This window comes from Pedobacter sp. 01N310 (assembly GCF_056399805.1).
Window position 1 is genome coordinate 1,400,559 of the sequence record NZ_JBFTSB010000001.1, and the last position, 22,628, is coordinate 1,423,186.

Annotated in this window: 15 protein-coding genes and 1 pseudogene; all 16 read right to left on the minus strand. The window is 41.9% G+C overall.

Translation table 11 applies throughout. The features are described 5' to 3' along the window. Positions 1–3 precede the first annotated feature (3 nt). Entirely contained in the window at positions 4–2,376 is a 2,373-nt protein-coding gene (locus tag AC1DNH_RS05505; protein ID WP_477625246.1) for a DUF5977 domain-containing protein, read from the minus strand. A gap of 2,075 nt (positions 2,377–4,451) precedes the next feature. Then, positions 4,452–4,562: a hypothetical protein gene (locus AC1DNH_RS05510; protein WP_477583290.1), complete on the minus strand. Its 111-nt coding sequence runs from the start codon at positions 4,560–4,562 to the stop codon at positions 4,452–4,454. A 1,040-nt stretch (positions 4,563–5,602) separates the two neighbouring features. Continuing rightward, positions 5,603–5,866 (minus strand): hypothetical protein, encoded by a 264-nt coding sequence (locus tag AC1DNH_RS05515; RefSeq protein WP_477583160.1) that lies wholly within the window; start codon positions 5,864–5,866, stop codon positions 5,603–5,605. Between the two features lie 80 nt (positions 5,867–5,946). Continuing rightward, entirely contained in the window at positions 5,947–6,366 is a 420-nt protein-coding gene (locus AC1DNH_RS05520) for a hypothetical protein (RefSeq protein ID WP_477583158.1), read from the minus strand. Between the two features lie 12 nt (positions 6,367–6,378). Next, on the minus strand, positions 6,379–7,164 hold the full coding sequence (locus tag AC1DNH_RS05525) for a hypothetical protein (RefSeq protein WP_477583157.1): 786 nt from the start codon (positions 7,162–7,164) through the stop codon (positions 6,379–6,381). 485 nt (positions 7,165–7,649) lie between these two features. Next, the gene (locus AC1DNH_RS05530; RefSeq protein WP_477583155.1) at positions 7,650–8,321 is read right to left on the minus strand and encodes a hypothetical protein; all 672 of its coding nucleotides are present in this window, start codon (positions 8,319–8,321) and stop codon (positions 7,650–7,652) included. A 226-nt stretch (positions 8,322–8,547) separates the two neighbouring features. Next, positions 8,548–9,150: an Imm26 family immunity protein gene (locus AC1DNH_RS05535; RefSeq protein ID WP_477583153.1), complete on the minus strand. Its 603-nt coding sequence runs from the start codon at positions 9,148–9,150 to the stop codon at positions 8,548–8,550. A 201-nt stretch (positions 9,151–9,351) separates the two neighbouring features. Beyond that, complete coding sequence (locus tag AC1DNH_RS05540) at positions 9,352–13,002, minus strand: DUF6443 domain-containing protein (protein WP_477625247.1); 3,651 nt, start codon at positions 13,000–13,002, stop codon at positions 9,352–9,354. Positions 13,003–13,024: 22 nt separating this feature from the next. Next, entirely contained in the window at positions 13,025–16,939 is a 3,915-nt protein-coding gene (locus AC1DNH_RS05545) for a PKD domain-containing protein (RefSeq protein WP_477608980.1), read from the minus strand. A gap of 551 nt (positions 16,940–17,490) precedes the next feature. Further along, positions 17,491–17,973 (minus strand): hypothetical protein, encoded by a 483-nt coding sequence (locus AC1DNH_RS05550; RefSeq protein WP_477625248.1) that lies wholly within the window; start codon positions 17,971–17,973, stop codon positions 17,491–17,493. A gap of 203 nt (positions 17,974–18,176) precedes the next feature. Next, entirely contained in the window at positions 18,177–18,827 is a 651-nt protein-coding gene (locus AC1DNH_RS05555; protein ID WP_477611638.1) for a hypothetical protein, read from the minus strand. Positions 18,828–18,853: 26 nt separating this feature from the next. After that, positions 18,854–19,525 carry a hypothetical protein gene (locus tag AC1DNH_RS05560; protein WP_477625251.1) on the minus strand — a complete coding sequence of 224 codons (672 nt, stop codon included), beginning with the start codon at positions 19,523–19,525 and terminating at the stop codon, positions 18,854–18,856. A gap of 142 nt (positions 19,526–19,667) precedes the next feature. Then, complete coding sequence (locus AC1DNH_RS05565; RefSeq protein WP_477583495.1) at positions 19,668–20,378, minus strand: hypothetical protein; 711 nt, start codon at positions 20,376–20,378, stop codon at positions 19,668–19,670. A gap of 728 nt (positions 20,379–21,106) precedes the next feature. Next, positions 21,107–21,292 (minus strand): annotated as a pseudogene (locus AC1DNH_RS05570) (RHS repeat-associated core domain-containing protein); the annotation flags it as partial. A gap of 173 nt (positions 21,293–21,465) precedes the next feature. Then, positions 21,466–21,720 (minus strand): hypothetical protein, encoded by a 255-nt coding sequence (locus tag AC1DNH_RS05575; protein ID WP_477583493.1) that lies wholly within the window; start codon positions 21,718–21,720, stop codon positions 21,466–21,468. Further along, on the minus strand, positions 21,717–22,628 hold a 912-nt coding region (locus tag AC1DNH_RS05580), incomplete at its 5' end, for an RHS repeat-associated core domain-containing protein (RefSeq protein WP_477625249.1). The genes AC1DNH_RS05580 and AC1DNH_RS05575, both read right to left, overlap by 4 nt.

Consider the following 22,628-nt stretch of genomic DNA (forward strand, 5'->3'; position numbering starts at 1 on the left):
GCGTTATTCAGGAATGCAAGGTGATGGCATATTTTGTTCTACATACTCTATACTAAATGTATTGTCAGAAAACTGGTAATGGTATCTGCACTGGTAGACCCCACCAGGCTTGGGAATAGAGGATGTATAGACCTTTACCCCTGTTTCACATATCCCATTGATTATCTTTTTGTCATTTCCACTACAGGTTGTACAAACAGCATTGGCATTTGCATAGGCCTGACCGTTCGTATTGATATCAGCCTGTGCGAGTGCATTGGCAGCGGATTTACTGGTAGCCGTATAGGTATCGGCCTGAACAGTATAAGTTATCTGCCCGGGTATCTGTCCCGTGGCGCAATTATTACGCGTAAATACCTGGCTAAGCAGATCATTACCATAAGTACCAACTGCAGAAGTAATATAATTATAGACCAAATGCTTGACAATATCACCGTTCTGGTCTTTAACCAGCGACAATCTTCCAAAACCATCGTACTCATAAAATGTCGATAACCCTTTCGCATCGGTCTGTCCAGTCATCCCCACCAGCGGCTCAAAGGTATAACTGGTTATCAGCGCATCGACTGGATAAATATTGATGTCATCATATGCATCCCCACCGCTTAAGGTATGAGTAGCTCCGTTATAGCCCGCCCTGGTTTGGTACCATTTACCGGACAATCTGTACCAATAAGAAATGAGATAGGTTTTTCCGTTCGGTGCAGGCCAGCTTATTGAGGTGGCAGTAGTATACCTGCTGCCTGAATGGGCCTGCCCCACCAGCGCCAAGGGATCCTCCTCATAATTTTCTGAATAGAACTCTGAAGGAGAGGCATTATTTGCCATGGCGTTTGGACTGGTATTGTCAGACCTCCAATGATAAGACACAGGCGATGCGCCCCTCTTTGAGGTCATCGTCAGCCTGTCCGCATCATTATATTCAATAAGCTGTACCGATGGTTCATAGATCTGGCCAACAGTATTGAAGGCATTGATGGAAGAGGCTACAATGTGATTGGTCTTCGGATTGTACTGATAGTCTATCCTTGAAGCCTCTACCACGTTTCCATTGACCTTATTGAGGGTTAAAACCGGTGCCGAGGTATTGCCCGTTGTGCTCATCTGCGAGAGTATTGAGGCCTGTGCGGGATCCAGCCCGAGAACCGATGCATAATCAGCACTATAAAAATACTCCGTGGACCGGGTACCGCCATCGCTTGACAATCTATTTGTTGAGGACATCAGTTGGGTAGATGGGTTGTAGTTAAAGTTTGATTGTACCGTAACCGGTTGCCCACCGTTGAGGTCATAGTCTGTTACCGTTTCCTGATCGAGGTATTTCCAGCCAGAGATCAGCTCATAATAGGCCGCGTCGTATGGAGCGAACTCCCACTCATCCGGCGCTACCTGGACATCCGAGACACAGCGTACGCTAAAGTTCTTCTTGATCACGTATCCCCTGATCGCAGACTGTCCGGGCGCTATGGTAAAGTGACGGTCCGTCTCCTTCACTTTGATCAACTCCCCATTTTTCTTCTTGAACTGAAGTGAATAGATCTCATCACCGCTCTGCCAGGAAAAATTGCTCATCGGCGTATTCTGGATCTCCTGTCCCAAAAATACCAGGGCAGGATTTTCAGGACTGAAGGAATACCTCGTCTGTATCCCACCGCCTTCAAAATCATCCCCTCCATTGCTCTCCAGACAGGACTGATAGTAAACATGCGAACCCATGCTCCCGAACAACGATACCGTGCTGTTCGAATGTCCCGTAATATAAGTACATGTAGTGCCCCAGCAATCGGTATACCCACCTACCTGACCATATCTGGAGCAATCCTTATTGTTGTTGAGCACACCGTAGTATTGCGGAGCGGACTGGGCGCGGGCACCGGAAGAGACACCATCAATCTCGGTATACTTGTAGCTTTTGTACAATACCTGTGTATTCCCGTCATAGCTGATAGAACGGCTAAGCCTGGCACCCCCGACCACTTTGTCGACCATCTGTATGGTAGGCGCACCGTCCCTATAGCTGATCGATCCATCGGTCCTTATGATATCCCCGAACGAGGCAAGTATAAACCTGTAGGTGTGTCCGGCGGTAAGCACAACCCTTACACTGTTGACATTTGGCGGGTTGACCTTCAACAGGCTTACAACGTAGGTACCTGTGGTGATATCATAAAGCTGTATCCTTCCGAAGTTATGCAGGGGATCATATTCATAACCCGTATCCTGGAAGGTATCAACACTGTAACCCAGATCCGTTACCTGGTTATAGGCAATATAAAAATCCTGCGACTGCACCGTTACGGAACTGGATTGCCCAACGCCGCGGACACTCAAAGGAACGTTCTGTAAGGGCGGCTCCACCAGGGTACTTTCACGCACAATATTGGCCTCATAGACCAATGAGTCCCGCCCCTTGGTCGGGTAGGTTATACCACTCAGCATCCCAAAGGCAAAATGGGTTGAACTGCTCTCACGGTTACCCGTCTCGAAAGGGTTCATCAGCGTAGGGAGCATATAGGACGGGGCACCGATCAGACTGGCATTCTGCTGCCCGTTGAAGAACCCGAAGTGGTCCTGGGAGAAAGAAAGCCTTGCGGGCAGAGCCGATGGCAGATAGTACCTGAAGTCATGGTTACCAAGTGGCACCTCGGTCCTTCCGTATTCGGTCAGTTTCTTCAGGTACATCCTATAGGTTGCACCCGTTGGGGAACCAACCAGGGGAGAGAGCATCGCACTGGTACTCTGTACCTGCTCAAAGTCGAGCACGAACTTTCTGATGCGGTCATTTCGACTATTGAAGAGCTCCACCCCGGTCAGTGATACATCACCGGGCAGATCCAGCCGATCGGACGTATAATTGAGCTGTACCCTGCTGCCATCACTTGAGGTGATCCCGGATAAATAATAACCATTGGTCTGCAGGCTGCTTACGCAGGTTGTATTTTCATGTATCGTCGCGCAGGCCTCGATGGTCCCGCCCACAAAATCACAGCCCGTCACTGTTGTATTGTACGGTGTCCTGATCTGCGTCTGGCTTACACCTGAAGGGTAACTAAAGGTGACCGGCGTATAACTGAACTGCAGGTTGTCCCTACCGGGGTTCTTTCCAAGGGGATGCTCGATCCTGGTCAGGTACCAGGCCGTGGGCGCCCCGTCATTCAATGTCGGGCGGTTGCTTCCGCAACCCACTCCGCTGTTGAGTGTCTTGGTATATTCAGTTGCAGCGGTCCCGCCAAAGTAATAGGCAACCCCTGCCTGATCGGTGATTTTTATGTTATAACCAGTGCCGGAGAAGTTGGTCTCTATACGCAGTGCAGTCCTGGGGATCTGCTGGACATTCCCCTGCGCATCGAGTACGAATTTTCCAGAGATTCCATTGACCGAAAAAGAGAACACATCCGGCTGGTTGTCAAAACCATCAGTCTGTTCTATACCCTTTTCAAGAAAGTCCAGCAGCGCTCTTGACTGGGCAAGGCTGGAGGGGGCAGTGATCCTTGTCGCGAACTCATCCGGTTCGTCCATAATAGTCCTGCTGACTACCCCGGTGCCGTTGAGCACCCAGCCCAGGCCTGTTCGAGCCGCAGTCTGATCTACCTTGATCCCCTCCGCTCCGTAAGATAGGCTTAGCGCATAGCTTAATTTCCCTGCTGATATATTCACAAGCGGTAAGGAGTAATTAACTGCACCGGTCGACCTGTTTATCGGAATTCCCCCATAGCGGGCAATTGCCGATACGTCAGGCGATGCAGGGACCACATTGGTGATGCTGGAAAGAGATTTTGGGTCAATCTGGGCGCGGACACCATATAGTGTGCCTAAAAGCAGCACCACTGATGCTAATATTTTTTTGAGCATAACGTGTTTAAATATAGATTTTGGACAGTTTTATCGGGATGCAGGAACATCAATTAAAATAAATTCATGATAATTAGATTTGGATGAAACAGGAGTGTGTGGTCAATCAGTAAAAGGATAGCAAATGAATCCATATTTATTTGGACAAACCAGGCCATCTGTACTTTTATTGATCAATTGGGTCGAGCAATTAAAAAGATCACGAAATATTATTCCTGTTTAGAGCTTGCTGATAGAAAATAAAACTGGAATAGGAGGAAGTTCTGAGAGACATATCTGTACTTGTTTAATAATTTTAGATGTCACGAAATACCATTTTAAAAAAAACAAAACCAAAAAAATTACACGAACATATCAGTTTTTATGACCAAACTTAAAATAGGAATAATTCAATCGTCTTTCAACAATTTTAATTTGTATCTGAAATCTTACACCAACCCCTCTCTTTATGCGACGAAATAAATCTTGATAAAATTTAACAGTCTTGAGGTTATAGGCCAGAATACAATACGATCATATCTAAAATGTTTTAATTACAAAAACTATCCAAACAATTAAATGCCAGTGAAGAAATAATGCGCTAAAAAAGCACCCTTCATCTAGAACATCGGCAGGTACATCGCAATCAGGATTACCCCTACTACCAGACCTAAAAAGATGATAATCAAAGGTTCCAGCATCCCGCTGATCGCATTGGTCTTATATTCCACTTCCTCGGTCTACCGCTGGGACAGCTGCTCAAAAAAGTGTTCCAGTTTGTTCAACCCTTCCACTATATGGATCATCTGGATAAAATTTCCCGGATAGAAATCATATTTAGACAATGCTGTTGACAGACTGCTGCCCAATAGGATATCCACCTAGGCCAGCTTTAGCGACTGCTCTACCGGACAACGAAATAAATTTCAAACAAAATCTACAGCAACAATATGCTCATTAAATAAGAACACCTTAGGACCAATGGAGGTGATCCGTCCGGCTACTGTTCGAAATCACAATTTCCTTGTAGTCCTAACAAACTGAACAAACCAAAGCTTTCCGGACAATCACTCCACAATCTCCCACGTCCCCGCCTCAATCCCCTCAGATATAACCCTGGCATCAATGCCCATCACATGGTCACCCTCCAACTCCATCAGCTTATACCAGGCTCCGGAAGGGAATTGGTCAACGATCTCCAAATATCTGCCATCTGTTTTAAGGATGGTATGCAAGGCAAACTCCTTCATATTCAAATATAAAAAATCAATTTTATTATAAGATGTGAAAGCATCTGACAAAAGCAAAGTGCCTCAAACAGGATCACTGCATGTAAGGTAAAAAGCCAGCTTTCCAAAGTCCACGCTGGCACATACGGGCAATCGAAGCCAAGCTGGCTTGGATTGCTAAAGAAATAACAAAGCCCAGAAGTTCTGCCAAGCTTTACTATAAGTTAATTATAGTCGACTCCGACTTTTTCTGCTCCGCTCTTATACTTTTTATCATTTAAAAGCTGACATCCTTTAATAAAGCTATATGTATTAGCGTCTACAACCGCGCCAATATATTACGAATTTCAAATTTTCGCTTCATTGCCAATCAACCTATAACAAATTAAATTCAGTAAATTACACAACATATACAATTAACGAATGAGGTTCAGCCAACCCTGGCTTATGCAATTACAACCAGTTCGATCGATCTGGTTGTAACGATTAATATTTTAGCGATCGGACAAGCTCATAACAGCTGTTCATACTATCGCTTGCCTTTACTCCTCGAGAACCAATTTTTTTAACTTTTCAACAATGAGCGCAACTGAATCCTTATCTTCGCGATTGTGCTTATCGTACCCTGTATCGAGATCCTGCACAAGGATTTTCTCCAAATAACTGGTTAACTGTTCTTGATTATTTATGTATTTCAAGATACCACCAATGTATTTGCTATATTCATCTGAGGCTATATCTCTACCCACATTTAAAGGATCCCAATCAGATAAGACCTGATTGATAGATAATTTAATATTTTTCATATATAAGCTGCAAACCTAATGGAAAAACGTTGGCTCAATACCAACTAAGATTTAATGTTTTTCGCTAATGTTATAAAAAACTATTTTAGTAGCTGAGCTATCGTACTAAAGCTCGGACTGTGATATACTCTATGTTTTAATTCTTGAAAATCGTAGCTCATCTCCCAAAGTTTCTTTTTTTTCTCGAGTCTTTTGATAATTTCCGCTTTAAAATCTTCAAGTGATATCATTTGAACCTCTGAATCATATTCAAAATCAATAAGTATCTGTCTTCCTTTCAATAGTGGGTTATATCCCCACAATCCAAGGTATTTTATTTTATAAGCCTTGTTTATTTTATAGTTATGCCCTAAGCTATCTATGACCTCCAAATTTGCAAAGTCGATCTTCTTTAAAAGTTCTTCACTTGTTGATTTAAAATCCTTTTCTTTAAAATAAACATAAACCATGTTATCCTTCTTAGAAAGAACAATAATTGGGTAATTTAATTCCACTTTCATTTTACCTTATAATTAATTTACACTACGCCCGCCCACTGAAACAACTCCAGCTTTAAACCAAGTTGGTGTGCCATGCCAAAATTGTCCCAACATGCTATAACCCGGTTGTCCTAAATAATTTAGTCCGTGACCTGCTCTAATGTGTATGCTTTGATTAGAGAACTTGACTAGATTCCACGGCTGATCTGAAACAGCTTCTAGCCCATATTTTTTAGCGATGGCTTGAGTAATAGCCCAATGATGCAGGGGCTCACCTGCTCCAGCATACCCTTTATTTACCATCCATTTGCGCGTTGCGCTCCAAGAATGGGAGCCTAATTTCCAAGCCCCTTTGCCAATGCCCTTTGCCACCGATTCTACTAGAAAAACGTCACTCACAGCTAACGCAGTATAAGCTAATCCTCTCCAGTATTCCCCATTTTGAAAGTGATCGATAGCCGCACGTCCAGAACCCCAAACCGGTATCAGACTCTCTAATTCCCCTAGCTGCCCAACACCTTTTCTTTCAGGCGTGCCATCCGAGGCACTCATACCTACCTTGTAAATTATTCCGTATGCGCTATTCCCATTAACCGTAGCCCCATTACCTCCAGCATCTCTATACCATGCTGTTGTTTGAATATATCCATCATTTATATTTGTAGTAACATGGGCACTGTCTCCAACAAGGCTATTATACTCGTTAGCTGCCGAAATGTAATCGGTTGCCCAGCCGTTATAAAGACCCCATTGCCCAGTTGCTTGCATGTTCTCAGCCCCACCATAAAAGGCATTCTCCGATGAGCCATATTTTTGCACTTAGCGAATGATCAGATCATGAGGAAATTAAAGAAACCCTTAGAAAGGACACTGCTGGCGTTGAACTTATCCGTAAAAATACATCCTGAAACATAAAACTCCAAAACCAACAATTATAAAGGAAGTCAAAAAGCATACAAAAAAGAGAACAGTAATTTTTCGATCACTGAAGGGGTACCTGCCTGTGGCTTTTTTTATTACTTTACTGTAAACATTTCTGTACTTCCATCGCATTCCAATAAAAGCCATTAACCAAAGCAGCAATATTATGGTCACGACCAATGGCCTGCTATAACCTATTAACTTTAAACTGATTAAGAACATATAAACGACCGAAAAAAGGAATACAAGTATATTGGCAATCATCACAGAAACGATGTTGAGACTTCGTAGCACAATGCCTTTTGGATTCGCCCTTTTAATAAGCATTAAAAAACTATGCGTTATAAACATTAAAAGATCTAATATCATCTTGTCTAAAATCTTTATTTGTCAAAAATATTCTGCTCTATGGACTTTCCATTGTAAAGCCAGGAACCTAATTCGATTACACCATACCCTAGTGTTCCTTTCAACGCTCCGGCAGTCCTTTGCGTTCCAAATCCCAGGAATCGCCCAATTGCTTGTGGACCATTATTTTGTCGAATTGTTTGCAAAGCTAGTTCAGTTCCACCCCAAACTATACCTCCTAGATTCAACACTTGCCCAAGTTCATCTGTAAAGCTTCCTGCCGCTCGCGCAGAGTGTTCTTGTTTGCCAATATAGACCGTAGTGTATTCTCCACTTACACCATTCTTAGTTACAGCTTTCCCTTGTCCATCTCTGTAATAGAACCCGGTAGAAATGTAACCATCTTTATCAGCAGTCAGTGCTCTGGCACCTGTATTATCATAAAAAGCCTGTGAAGCAGAAGCATAGTCCTGAGCCCAACCGTTCATCCCCCAAGTCCCGTTCTCACTCATGGTTGCTGCGCCTCTCGTGAAACCTTCCAGATCGGACCCAAAGGCACTAAAGCCAGATGCGCCATAACTCCTGGTATAGGAAAGTGCAGTATTCCAAAAATCAGCGTATTGTCCAGTTACTCCCCCAGCTGCCTTATCCCCTAACGGATCATTGAAGATCAACGGGCTGTTCAGCGCATACTGATAAACCGTCATGCTTTCACTCCTCCGCCATCGGATAAGCCGATACAAACCTGTCCAGTGCCGCATCGTACATCCGGCTTGGTACCTGCATTATCATAAAAAGCCTGGGATGCAGAAGCATAGTCTTGAGCCTTACCGTTCATTCCCCGGTGCCGTTCTCACTCATGGTTGCTGTGCCTCTTGTGAAACCTCAATTATAAGAATATGACCGGGCAATAATAATTCGGCATGCTGCAGATCATCGAATGGCTTTTCCTTGCATGTATTCTGGTTGCTTATAATAAGGAGCTATCGTAGTAACCTCATTATAATAATACTTAATATAAAACTCATCAAGCTCAAAATATTCCTCTATTGCTTTACCTTCATCTTGCAGCAGTGCCATTGCAATTTTTACCCCAACAAGTTCAGATCCTGTCGCTCCGAAAGTTTCTAAATGCTTAACCTGATTAAAATCAGATTCCACTTTTTCACGAATATCCAAATTAGATATAAAATACCATTTTTTGGGGCTATCATCCGGCTCACCCCTCTTGTATTCCGGCAATATAAAATCAGCTGCACTTGTGGGTATATTCCCTATTAATTTCCATGTTCCACTTTTAATTGCAGGCAAGATTCCTGCAATCAAAAGTGGACATAAGATAAGTTCTTTATCTATGATTTCGCTACCCAATTGTAATGATATAGAAGACCTGATATTATAAACCATAATCATCGTGGCATATTGAGTATCAGGCATAAATTCCAAGAGATTAACACACTTTACATATGCAAAACCAAGATTATTGGGTAGACCAATCTGATAAATATCTCCACTTTTAACTTTCACTCTTGCCATTTTATATTAAATAATAGTTTGCTTCATGACATAGCCAAATTTGGCTATTACAATAATTTTATTTCTCTTTAAGAATTTTAATTCTAATTATCTTACTATCCCAATGCCCATATGGCAAATGGCCTGAATATCAATCCCCAATTTTGTTTTAACAATACTAAAGATTTTTTACTCAAAATATTACTATATTCTCTTCAATCCTTAATTAGTTAAAAATTTAACTGCATCTTGGTAATATTTTAAAATATTTGGATTATGTAAACCTATACTGTTTATTGTATTTTCTAAATTTTTAATTCCACCGGCTCCATCAATCATGAGCTGCTCTACACCCCTCGCTGCCCCTCTCCCAGCAATACCTACGTGGAYTCCGATAATTGAAACAAATCTTTCTCCATGCTGCGCTGTTCGCAAACTTAAATTTTTAGTCATTCCCCAATAAACCCCACCATTTTTCGTTATGGCTTTGTAAACAGTATAGAGTACTGGAGAAGCGCTTTTAGAACCGCTAAGTGCAACTCTTACTCCGTTTATCGTTTTCCCTGCATTTCCTACCCCTCCTAAACTGATCACAGGCGCATCGCCATAATCAATATACCCCAAAAAATCTCCTTTGAGAAGGCTACTAACCCTTTTTTTGGCGCCTTCATCATAAAAGTAATCCCAAATTTTCTCCCCAACACTTTTCTGACCAACAAAGTAAGCAGTACTTTCTCCACTTACACCATTCTTAGTTACAGCTTTCCCTTGTCCATCTCTGTAATAGAATCCGGTAGAAATGTAACCATCTTTATCAGCATTCAGTGCCCTAGTACCTGTATTATCATAAAAAGCCTGTGATGCAGAAGCATAGTCCTGAGCCCAACCATTCATTCCCCAAGTGCCATTCTCACTCATGGTTGCTGCGCCTCTCGTGAAACCTTCCAGATCGGACCCAAAGGCACTAAAGCCAGATGCGCCATCCCAAGATGCGCCATAACTCCTGGTATAGGAAAGTGCAGTATTCCAAAAATCAGCGTATTGTCCAGTTACTCCCCCAGCTGCCTTATCCCCCAACGGATCATTGAAGATCAACGGGCTGTTCAGTGCATACTGGTAAACCGTCATGCTTTCACTCGCCTCCGCCATCGGATCAGCCGATACAAACCTGCCCAATGCCGCATCGTACATCCGGTAAAACGTCTGCTGCAGATCCGGCAGATCTCCAAAGTCGTCCTGCCATTCGCTGCCACCGTTGTACAGGTTTTTGTTTGCCGCCGTCGGCATCACGCTTCCCGGCATTGTCAGTCCAAACGGATAATAACTGTTCTCCTGCCTTACCACGGCCACCCCGCCCTGCTCCTCAAAGCTCACCCTCACATTGCCCTGCTGGTCCTTGATCATATACTCCAGCTTCAGCGTACCGTTGCTGTTGCGGACCCTGCCCTCTGCCATACCAAAATAGGACAGCACATTATCCTCGTAAACAAAACCTCCGATGTAATCGGTGGTCTTCACCAGGTTATTGTTATCGAAGGCCTGCTTGCGGATCAGCCCTCCGCCTGCATCGTAGGTATAGGCAATATACCGCCCTGTTGCAGTATTTATCGTTACCTTATCGGTACGGTTCAGTATATTATAGTCAAGGCTGATGCCCTTCTTCGCATCACCGGTCATATTGCCCGCGGCATCATAAGCGTAACCTGCTCCCGAACCGGTCAGGTTCTTGAAACCAAAGATACCATAGGCCCCACCTGTTCCATCGCTTACATTGCTGAGTTGGTTTCCGTCGTAACTATAGTTCAGGTCGTCAACTGCAGTTATGCTGCCGCTCAATATCGCATTGCGCTGTAAAGTTAAGATATTTCCGTTAAGGTCATAACTGATGTTCTTTTCATCAAAAGCTCCATTACCGTCCCAGGCACCGCCACCGCTGCGCTCTGCATAAACAGCCGCATTCAAACGCATCAGCTTATCATAAACAAACCTATAACTCCTTTCGTTCCCCGTGGCCACGCCCAGTGCATTGACTTTCCACTTTACCGCAGATAGCATCCCATTGAAATAACCGCTACTACCGATGTCCCCATCTCCCTGACTGTACAACAGGTCCATCCCGAACACATCATTGTAATCATCGTTCCGCTCATCTACGCTCAGGCTACTGTTATTGATACTGGTCATCTGCCCCTGGATGTTGTAACGGTAATCTACAGACTGCAGGTAACTTCCGCCACCGTTGGTACTGTGCAGCTTACGGTCCACCAACTGTCCAAGTTCATTGTATTCATAAGCACCCACCCTTACCGCAGTTCCCCAATTATGGGACTCATCCACCGTTTTGAGCCTGTCCCTGTGGTCATAACCATATTCGGTCTGCACAACGGTCGTTACCGAGGCTACCTGCACCGTTCTCGCCCTGACTGCCTTGCCGGTAAAGCCCAGAACGGTCGTACTTGTACTGCTCACTGCTGTATTCAGTTGGTTGTTGCTCTGGCTCTGGACCACTCTTCCTTTCGCATCGTAGAACATCACAGCGGTCAGCCAGACATTGGAAAGACCGCTGCCCACAGTGCGTTTTCTCACTACCGTCGGCATTCCGCTAATATAGGCAGCCTGTGCGCCTTCTCCGCCCATGCCCTGGTTCTGATAGGTATAATCGGCCGAACCATTGCCGTCAAGATCGTAATCATCATAATAACTGTAGGCCAAAGGCTCAATCTCCAAGTTCGGGAAACAGTTATTGGTATAATAACCGTTTGCCCCATCCCCGTTCCGTTCCTCGGCCGTATTGACCGAAAAATCCAGACCGTTCACCAGCCCTTGCATCGACGACCTTGTGGTATAACTGCTGTTATGGTAAATACCCTGCATCACCGGGGTGTTACGGCTGTCATATTTGATATAGTTCCATTTCTGCTGTGACCTCAGGTTTGCATCCTGGGCAAGCACGACCCTGTCAAAAGGATCGTACACCAGGTAACTGGTGCCGCCTCCCGGAACCGTCCGTTCAACCTGCCTGCCCCTGTCATCATAAACATAAACAAAGAGTAGTTTCTGTATTTCTGCCTGCTGAAGACTGTAGTTCCCATAACTGGCCATAAGTGCTACAGCCTTGGGCGGCACCACAAAAACCAATTGACCCAGATCGTCGTAAACATAATAGGTCTCCACCCATGTTACGCCTCCCTGGTCCAAAAGCTGCTTTTTTAGCACCGTTTTCCCGTTATTGTCGGTATAGACCATAATCTGACCGTTTTCTCCATCAGTTGCCCCGTTTACAGAGAGCGTGCCCGCATCAAAGATACCATTGGCCGACCCGTCCGCATTCCATCTCCGGACGGTTTCGCTGGAAAGGTTCGTCCGGTAGGTAAAACCTGTCTGGTGCTGACCAGGCTGAAAACCGCTGCCAAAAGACCCTGCCTGAAGCACCCGCTGCAATGGGCTGTTATCAAAAAGCTGCTGACTGTATGGGTTTGCATCAACCGCCGTTTTTTGCCCCGTAGTTGCATAAAAACCGGACTGCTCTGAGCTTGCATTCGTCCTGAATGCCCCGCCCGCATTTGATGAGGCATAGGGCAGGTAACTAATGCTCTGCCTCCCAAGGTTGTCGTATACAACAGGTTGGACAATGTCTTTTCCACCAGGGCTCGCCCCCACGGCGACAGACAGAACAGGCCTGCCCAGACCATCAAAATAGGTACGCGACGTAGTCCGGTCTGCTACAGGGAGCGCAAAGACCTGAACGTCTGTACTTATTCCCGGCACCTTTACTACATCCTCCTGGATGTAGCTCCGGTTTTGCCCAAAAACAGAGCCAACCAAAGAAATTAATGCCAAAAATATTGTAGTAAATATATACTGTGTTCTCATGATCGTATTCTTTTTGACCTTGTTATTCAATTTCGTTAGGTATGCATGTTGCATTAGTATCCAGATAGAAGCTAATGGAGTACTTTCCTGTAAGATTTAATCCATTAAAATAATATTGATTTGAAGTTGGCATAGACGCCCGACAATCCTCAACTAAACCAGTATTTGGGGTCGAATAAGCATGGTAGCCAACAGCCTTGTATCCGGATGGATTTGACGAGGAGTATTGTCCACTTGCAGCAAGCTTCAAATCGTATACTCCAGGCTCTACTGTTGACATGCCAGTAGCAAGATCAGCAGCATTAAAAACGTATTTAATCACCGAATTCTGAGAAAATGTCAACGTCATTGAACCAGCACCATAAACCTTTACCGGATCGGTAGAATTGCCCACGACAACTGTTTGGGTGGCACTAACGGTCCCAAATGGCTGCAGGGTTTTCGTAAACGTTACTACGTAACTTCCCGCGGCAGCATAGGTATGTGATAGCTCACCAAAAAGCTGGCTGGTCGATTGTGTACCGGTACCATCTCCGAAGTTCCAGGTATAGGAAATTCCCGCTGAATTCCAAGTAGTACCAGGGCTACCATCTATAAACGTATAGGGATAATTTACCAGCGGATTTTGATATCCCCCGATTTCAGCTTTAAAATTATCCTGATCTTCTTTTGATATATAGGTCTTTTTCAATACAATGTTTTTATCCTGATCCAACACATTCTTCAGCCTGAGGTATTTATCATATTGATAATACTCCGCAATTCCATTGGTATTCGTAGCGGAGGTCTTCAGAAAAGAATCTTTATCGTATCCAAAGCTGGATACCGTTGCATCGGCGGGATAAAAAATAATATCATCAATCAGCGCAGCGCTGGAACACTGGAAAGATAGCGTAAAGTTAGCCTGAAGGTTGGCAACAGGTACTTTTACCTGGTAGTACTTCCACTGTCCCCCGGTACTCGGGTATGGCAGGACGACGGCCTGTGTACCGCTTAGCGAAATATTGATGTTTCCTGAAACAGAAGTATTCATCCACAAAGAAAAAATGTAATACTTTCTACCGGCCAACTTTGTTATTGACCGGGAGAGCACATTATCAGCAGTTATATTGAAGGCATAATTTCCCGACCTTGGCTGTAAGACGAAACTGTTATTACTTGGATTAACACTGTAAGTAAAATTAGTTTCCAGATAATGAAATTCAAAGTTTTCGTAAGCGATCTCACCAATCCCGGCGTTCTCGAATACAGCTACAGGCTGAGAATTCAATTGATCGGTAACCACAGCCTTACGATTAATCCCATTCATTAGAACGGTTGTCGCGTTAGCATTTTTATCATAGTCAAGTATTTGCTGTTTATTAATATACCTTGAATCCTTCGAAAAGACACCGCCAGAAATAGATGAAGGTTGGAAATCGCTCACCCCGGCAGCGTTAAGAAAACTAAACTGGCTATCCGGCAGATCCAGACTCGGACGATAAGAAAACCCCCATGTTTTCAACCCGGTAAGAGATGCCGATATCGTCCGGTTTATGCCATTCCGCTCTAGCTGATTATAAGACTCCAACGGTATATTTATTCCTTGCTGTGAGAGGTTATATATCGATTGTACAAAGGGATCAGCTGAAGGAGAAGCACCATAATCCTTAATATATTTAAAAAAGGTCCTTGCGATACTTCCATCACTCAGCACCTGGTTTTTTGCTGTTACTTCCTTATGCGCTGAACTGCCATAGGTATAACTCGTTGTGGTATGATTCGCCTGGCTCAGTGATGGCGCATCGAAAACCGTATTGTCTTCCTGCACGGTTAAATTACCCACTCCAGAAAAAACAGTATATTTTGCATAAGCCATAGCGCCCGCATTTTCTTCAAATCTTAAGGCACCGATTACCAAAGGCGATCCAGTCCTGGCATAGTTGTAAACTGATTCCCTTACTTTGTTTCCATTCTCATCATACTGCGCAAGTTTTTTAAGAAGCCCTCTTTCAAAGTCATAATTTGTGTTCGGCGCGAAAGGGTAAGTATTTTTTTCATTGGTCATATAGCCACCGCTGACACAAGATGTTCTTCCAAAGTTATTTAGCGTTGGAAACCAGTCGCTGCCCCAGCTGGCATCCCAATTGGTAGCCGGCAGCAGGTACTCATAAAGAGAACTTCCTATTCCTGCTTTCGAAACTCGCACGTGACTGTAGAGTACCCCCGTTTCTTCCTGGGAGATATTTTCTTCCAACCGGATTACCGAGTTCTGTAGCATATATTCTGCTGTACCAGATCCATAAAACGGGGTAGTAAAAGATAACAAAGGCACATTTACAGGTTTTCCGCTAGACAGTCCAGTTGTCGGATCAACATAACTGTAGTTGGTGATAATATCGCCAGAAGGATTAGTTCCGTCTGTTGAACTGATTTTTTTGATTCGTAAACCACCGCCCTGTACTACCGTTCCGGCCGTTGCATCATAATAATCATTGGGTTCATATTCCAACCGGGTACTGCCTCCCGTATACCGTGAATATATCGTGGCGAGCGTACCGGCCATCATGGAAGACTGCGATACCGGCCTTACCGAACCTGGAATGTTATAACTAAATACCCCTGGATTCCCTCCCGGAATATTCCTGTAATGTTCATAGGCCGAACTGGATGGGTTTATGTAAACCTGAGGGAGCAAGGATGTTTCCGTACTCCCATTGTAATATCCCCAAACATCTACGGCCATCGATGCAGAGTCCGGAAGGTTTATATTTCGATTTTCAAGTAAGCCATTGTACCCTAAGGATAAAAGATCATTCTGACCAGCAGAAACATTCATCAAAAGTGAACGGTAAACATTGCCATTATTATTAGATTTGTAAAAGTCGTATTGAAAGACGCATTTTTTCCCCATTCCGGTAATAGAATCGATCAACGGAACATTCGAGGTCGGAGCATTATGGTAATAAAAATTTAAGCCCTGTTCATAAGCTACATCATCCCACCCACCATAGGTAACCCTGGAAAGGTTAATAGCAAAAGTCCAATTGGTAATGGCAAAAGGATATAATGTTGTATTGCTTGTTCCCTGACTGAGCGCAACCCGATCAGTCCCACCAGTAAAAGAAGGTTCAGTATAAAAAAAATCTAAACCAGCGCCTCCAATATCCTTTATACTTGTCAGCTTCCAGGCAGCAACATAACTGATTCCATTCTGGAACTGCTGGTACTCACGCTTAAAAAAATTGATCGCGTTTGGATTTGAAGAATTTGTAGCTTTCCTTGCTGTTTCTAAGGCGGCAAAAACATACTTTGTACCTGATGCGGTTGTAATTACAAAACTTTTAATCCTCCCGTAGCTCGAATAATGCTGAGGCACCGATGTTTCAAGATCATAGGTCACCTTAATATCCATATATGGAATTGTTCTTACGGTATGGTCTGCATCAAACACAAGCTTACAATCAAGCCCCGGAGCACTCACAACAAATACATCAGGCTCAGTATCAGAAAGATCAGAAAAGTTAGCATTGATATATCCGAGGTCTGTAGCCTCATCCGCACAGGTCGACTGATTGTTATCGTTTACAATATTAAAAGCATTGATCTTTGTCCCATTCGTATTGCTGAGCCAGCCTAAACGCTGATTTCCCTGATCATCCTTTTGTGTTTCATCAGGTAGCCCCCTCAATTGGCGATAGATTGCTCCCCCAGCCTGCAGGTTCCAGCCAAGCCCTGCATTTCCCTCGGCCTGTTTCACTTTGATTCCGCTACCATTGTAGAAAACACTGATAGGCATAGAAATTTTTCCAATCTGTAACTGGTGTAGCGGAATACTCACAGTTCCCCCGCCGGTAAGATTATTGACCGATGCAACCGGCAATTGTGAATAGACAATTTTGCTAAAGAATAACAGGGCTAGCAAAAAAAAACGCGAAAATAAAATAATCCTTTTCATAAACGCTTATAGATTTATCGACGATAATGGCTACTAAATAAGTAACTAAACCATAGAACAACGGCCGAATGTCAAGAAAAAAACGAAATGTCCCTAAACTTTTTGACGAACGATCGCTTTTTTACCATGAACGCCTTTTTATAGGTGACGAAATTTAACAACGAAATATCATCCGTCAAAAGAAACCCGATAAGGGCCACCGGCGCGGGCTTCGGCTATCTAGTTCAATCGATGCCCAGAATTGGAGTGGTGTAGCAACTCCATCAGAAATGGCGCTTCTCTATGAAAATGATGTGACAAAAATAAAACTTCAGTAAACAATTGGAATTCCACTTGAGACTTGCGCCAAAATTCGCTTGCACAACGAAATGATGAACCTACTATCAATAATAAGTACAGCCTCATTATTCACTCACGGCACAACTTAAACCAGAGCAAGGTTAATCAAACTCCAACTGGCCTAAAATAACAAAGCCCAGCATTTCTGGACTTTGTCACAATTATATTTATTTATCACACGCCACAGTCGTGCGCCAGCGAGGGTATTCTATCTATTTGAGATTAGCTTGTTTAAGCTGAATATCAAACTTATTTCTATATTCATTATGATCTTCATTATAGAAGTTAATCCGAACTAAAAACTTCAATTCCTTATCAAGAAGAAAGCATGTACCACTATAACCTAATTTTGCAATATCTAAACAACATTGTTGTGCAGATTTCGAATTAGTCAGATACATCCCACAATAATACACATCATCAGAATACACATAACAATATTCAGAATCAGCAATTGAAAATGCTTTAATCAATAATTCTGAATCAAAAGCAGTAATATTATCTGAAAGAATTTCAGATTGTCCTTGAACTCCTGGAAAAACCTCTCTAACTCTGTTTATTAAGTTATCTGATTTCTCTAAATCAATGTATTCTAGATCATTCAAACCAGCAGCAATAAACATATCTTCATATTTTTTCAGCAAAAACTTTCCCTTATTTTTTCTTTTTAAGAAATCTAGCTTGTTATTTATCATATAATTTTTATTAAATATGCTTTGGTTGGATAAACCATAGCATATTGACCCCTCTTCACCAAAAACAAATAATCAGCAAGATCCTGATTTATAGCTAATTTCGCTATATACTAAAATTGGTGGGATGGGGTCAATCAAATTGGTTTATGCACCCTATCTCCAATTCACAAGACTACGGATAGATGGGGATAAGTTAAAACCGATTACCAAATGACAGTCCAGTATATTACAGTTCTTTTTTCTTTACTAATAGCAATCCCCTTTGAATAACCATTTTGCCATTGTTTTGGCATTTGATAAGCAGGTTTCATGTTAAATTCTTTTAACCAGGAATTTATTTTTTTTGCTTCGAATACATAAATGGTGAAGGACGTATCTAATCCAAAACTCTGATTGCCATTATTCCCCTCGTAAATAATGAAATTTGGAATAGGAAGTTTATTATGGTAGCATTCTTTATCAAGAAGTGTACTATCTTTAATATCAGGCAACTCATAATTATCCATTGTCTTTTTTGTTTCAAAACGATTAACAATCAACAAACATGAATCTAAATAATTGTAAGTAGCAACTGCCTGTTTTTGAGATCTATTTCTAACCAATTTTAATTCCTTTTCGGGTAAACCGTATTCATATAACATGAATGCTACATCATTTTTTGATTCATACCTATACGAAAAAACACGATTACTATCCGATGAAGAAGAAACTTTTTCTGGAAACTGATCAACGAATTTTTTTTCGTAATCCTTTTTCTTTTCAAGATAAAACTGGCCAGTATTTGGTTGATTCTGGCCGCAGCCATTAAATACACTAACAATCAATAAAATAAAAACTACACTTATATTTTTCATGGTTTGTAAATTTAACTAAATTGGGTCTAAAAAAGCTTAGAAATAAACTTCAATAGAAAACCAATTTTCGATGCTGTTGGCTGCTTATTCTCATAATATTTAGCTGTAGCCCTTATGCTTTGCCCAATAGGTTTGTTTATGCTATAATTTATTTTTGAACTTGAACTCGCTGAGCTAAAAGCACTAAGCTTCGAATTATTTCCTGATGAAACCTCCATAACATCGTATTTCAAATTTACAAGGCTTGGCAAAACATATGTTAACTTTGTCTTACCAATTTGAGATATTTCTGAAATAGTCGTTTTAATATTTTCGTTCCCATCCATTCGTCCCCCACTAACGAATTCCTGTTCCTTAACCGTAACATTTTCTACTGCACTATACCCATTCTGCGCCATAAAAGATTTTGAATTCTCAATAACCAGAATACTTTGACTTAATGAATTTTCATAAAGTCCTTTTGGGTTATTACCAAACATGTTATCTGGTCCAAAATTTTCTAAATTTTTAGCAGATATCCCAAAGCCAAATTTATCGAGAATTTCTTGTGTCATATTCTTTATACCCCTAAAATAATACACACTACCATTTGAATTATCCACAAACCAATCTGGAGGATGGTTTCGATTTTGCGAAGAATTTTGGCTTTGCAATTGGCGAACCGCATTTTGAGCATCTTCGTTATATAACGTTTCCATTCCATTTGGATCCATATTATTTATCGGACTATTGTCAGTATAGGCATATGGATTAACTGAATGAAACTTTTCCGCCAATGGATCCACCACATTCCACCTGCCTATCTCAGGATCGTAAAACCTTGCCCCATAATCTAACAGTTTAGAAGGTATTTTTCAATACCACGAATTTGTCATTCAATTTATAATCCAACAGAACCGATCTATTATTTATCGGCTTACCACTTTTAACATTATTTATCGTAAGTATATACTGACCTATTTTATTTCCATTTACGATCTTGAAATAATTTATACTACCATTATTATTGTAATCAACGATGCTATGGATATTTCCAAAACGGCTATTGAATTCATAATGAAGAATCGCCTTGCCTAATCGATCGAGTTCAAAAATGTTAAAGTAAGACACTTGTACCCCAGTTCCTGATGCTGATTGCCCTTTACCAATAAAACATAGATACTTTTTACTATTCCTGAAAATCATGTAGGCAGATAAAGAAAGAGGATCAACTTTATTTTGCAGATGGAATTTTTGCAAGCCAAATACAAATAAATCTTCGTGATTACCTTCTTGACTAAAATAATTAATGGATTGCGCTACTTCTTTGGATTCAATTTTAGCTACATATTTATTTATACCTTTGGTTGTTTCAAAAAGCAAAAGTTCACATTGAATTTCTTTGTTGACAAGAACTCTAGATTTTGACAAACTAATATAAACGCCTTCAATACTTTTTACTTGTTGACGCTTATTAACATGGTTTTGATCATTTTTAAGTCCTTGAGCGTTCACATAACCGAAAAGTGAACATATTGCAATTATCTGGATTATTATTATAAATTTTCTCATAATATTTAGTAACGCCTTTCTCCCGATGCTTTAATAAAAGAATTAGTTTTTTTCATGAATGTTGTACCTCCATGTGCTGCTGTTGTTTCCCATCGATAAGAATAACTGCCTCTTACTCCAGTTGCCTTTCCACTGCTATTGTAATAGTGAGTTGTAATTGGTGCACCGTTAACAGTCTTACTACCTAACCTTTGCATATCATGTGATTGATCAGTAAACAACAAACCGCCGGTGGCTCTTTTTTCTGCACTAGAACCTATATCTGAACCCGCCCAATGCGTCGCGCCATTTGAATAATCTACTCCACCATTTACTGCATTTATTGCTCCCCCTATTGCTGTCTGCATAAAGGTGCCATTTCTTTCGCCGTTACTGGCATCGTTAAATTGGGTAGTTCTTGGATTACCATCTGTTGCAGCAAAAGCAAAGCCTTTTATAGTGGACGAAATCGTTGCATCATCACCTCTCGCTTCCTTATTATTCATAATTGCACTGGCGATCCCGTATACTTCTTCTTTAACATTTGAAGTCCCGGATTCTCCATAAGAAGTTGATGCCAATTGCATTAATTCATTATTGCCAACTTCTAGCTCTGTAATTCCTGACTTCTTTATAGCATACCCATCGCCTTGTTTGGTATATGAGCCATCCTTGGCAACGTATGCTCTATCATCTTCAATATGATCAGTTCCTAGCCATTTACCATCAGTACCATAATAATCACCAAACATTCCATCCGGATCGATAAATAAAATAGGATTATTGAACGCATAGGTATAGGTAGACCATCTCCTTCCTTTCTCCGCCAACGGATCCACCACATTCCATCTTCCGATCACCGGATCATAGAACCTAGCGCCGTAATCGTACTGTCCTAGCTCTTCCAGCAACTCCTTACCATTATAAAGAAACTCCACGACAGGGCATCTGGAGCAATTAAAGCCAAGTTAATTAAACTTTTACAGAAACAAAGCTCGGCAGTTTAAAAATTGCCGAGCTTTATTATGTAAGTTACATTTTGGTCTTAACGAGATGCTAAGACCAGTAGGGGGTATAACAAAGCTCTACCAATTGAGCTTTTATTGTTTTAAGTTAATTCCTTTAATGCTTGAATAGTTTCATCAGTATCACAATTTTCATTAAGTCTTTCACTTACTAATTTCATAAAAGAATCCGAAGTAAGGCTTTTTTTGACAAGGTTTATATCTTGAATGAAACCTTCAATTAAAAACCAATCTTTGTCAGTCATAATTGATTTCTCTTCTTTGGTCCCAACTCTTGACCAACCATCAATATCCCCATTGAAACGCTTATATATTCCTATTTTATCTATTGTAATCATGGCTTAAAGACATTATGAAAGATTAAATTATTTTTCCCATTCAATAATGGATACTCAACAGTTCGCCAAACACTATTTAATCGTACTCCTGTAGATGCATTTTGGAATACGTGGACTGAACCTGTTGCTCCTTTTGCATAAGCCGAAGATAACCGTTGCCACATTGGCCCTGCTTTTTCCCAAGGCATACCTTGTGTTAACTTTGTCAAATTCTGCCCTGCTCTTGTCATTTCCAATGTAGTCATTCCATTTACCTTAGCATAGTTCGCGGCTGCATTCATTGCATCTTCACCACCTGACCAAAACACTCGTCCTCCTCCTGTAGCGGCCTTAGGAGCTGATACCGATGCCCCATGGTATGCACCAACCATCCAATCACCTCGAATTTCAGTACGAGCATCAGCAATCATCTGATTATTGTATGCGCCTATTCCATCCCTATCTAGAACATCCAATGCATTTGCCTGACGACTATATGCTCCTCCTGATAAAACATCATAAAAAAACTTAGCTAAAGCTCCTGTCTGGTCTTTGGGAACGATACTGGTCAATCCACTAGTGGATGAGGTAACTTCCTCCCCCGTCTCACTGTTAGTAGCTGTTCCGTTTGCGTTTAAATTCACAATCCCACCATCACTTGATTTTACAGCACCTGCTTCTCCAACATGCCTGTATCCATCCTGTTCCCCAGTACCATCGAACCATTTAACGGTTCCCGTTACATTTGATTGGTACCAATCCCATCTCCCGTCCGGGTCTATTCTATTGATAGGATTATTGCTAACAAAATGATACGGCGTCATTTCAGCTCTCCCATCCGCCAACGGATCCACCACATTCCATCTGCCAATCACCGGATCATAGAACCTAGCCCCGTAATCATATTGTCCCAGTTCTTCCTGCAACTC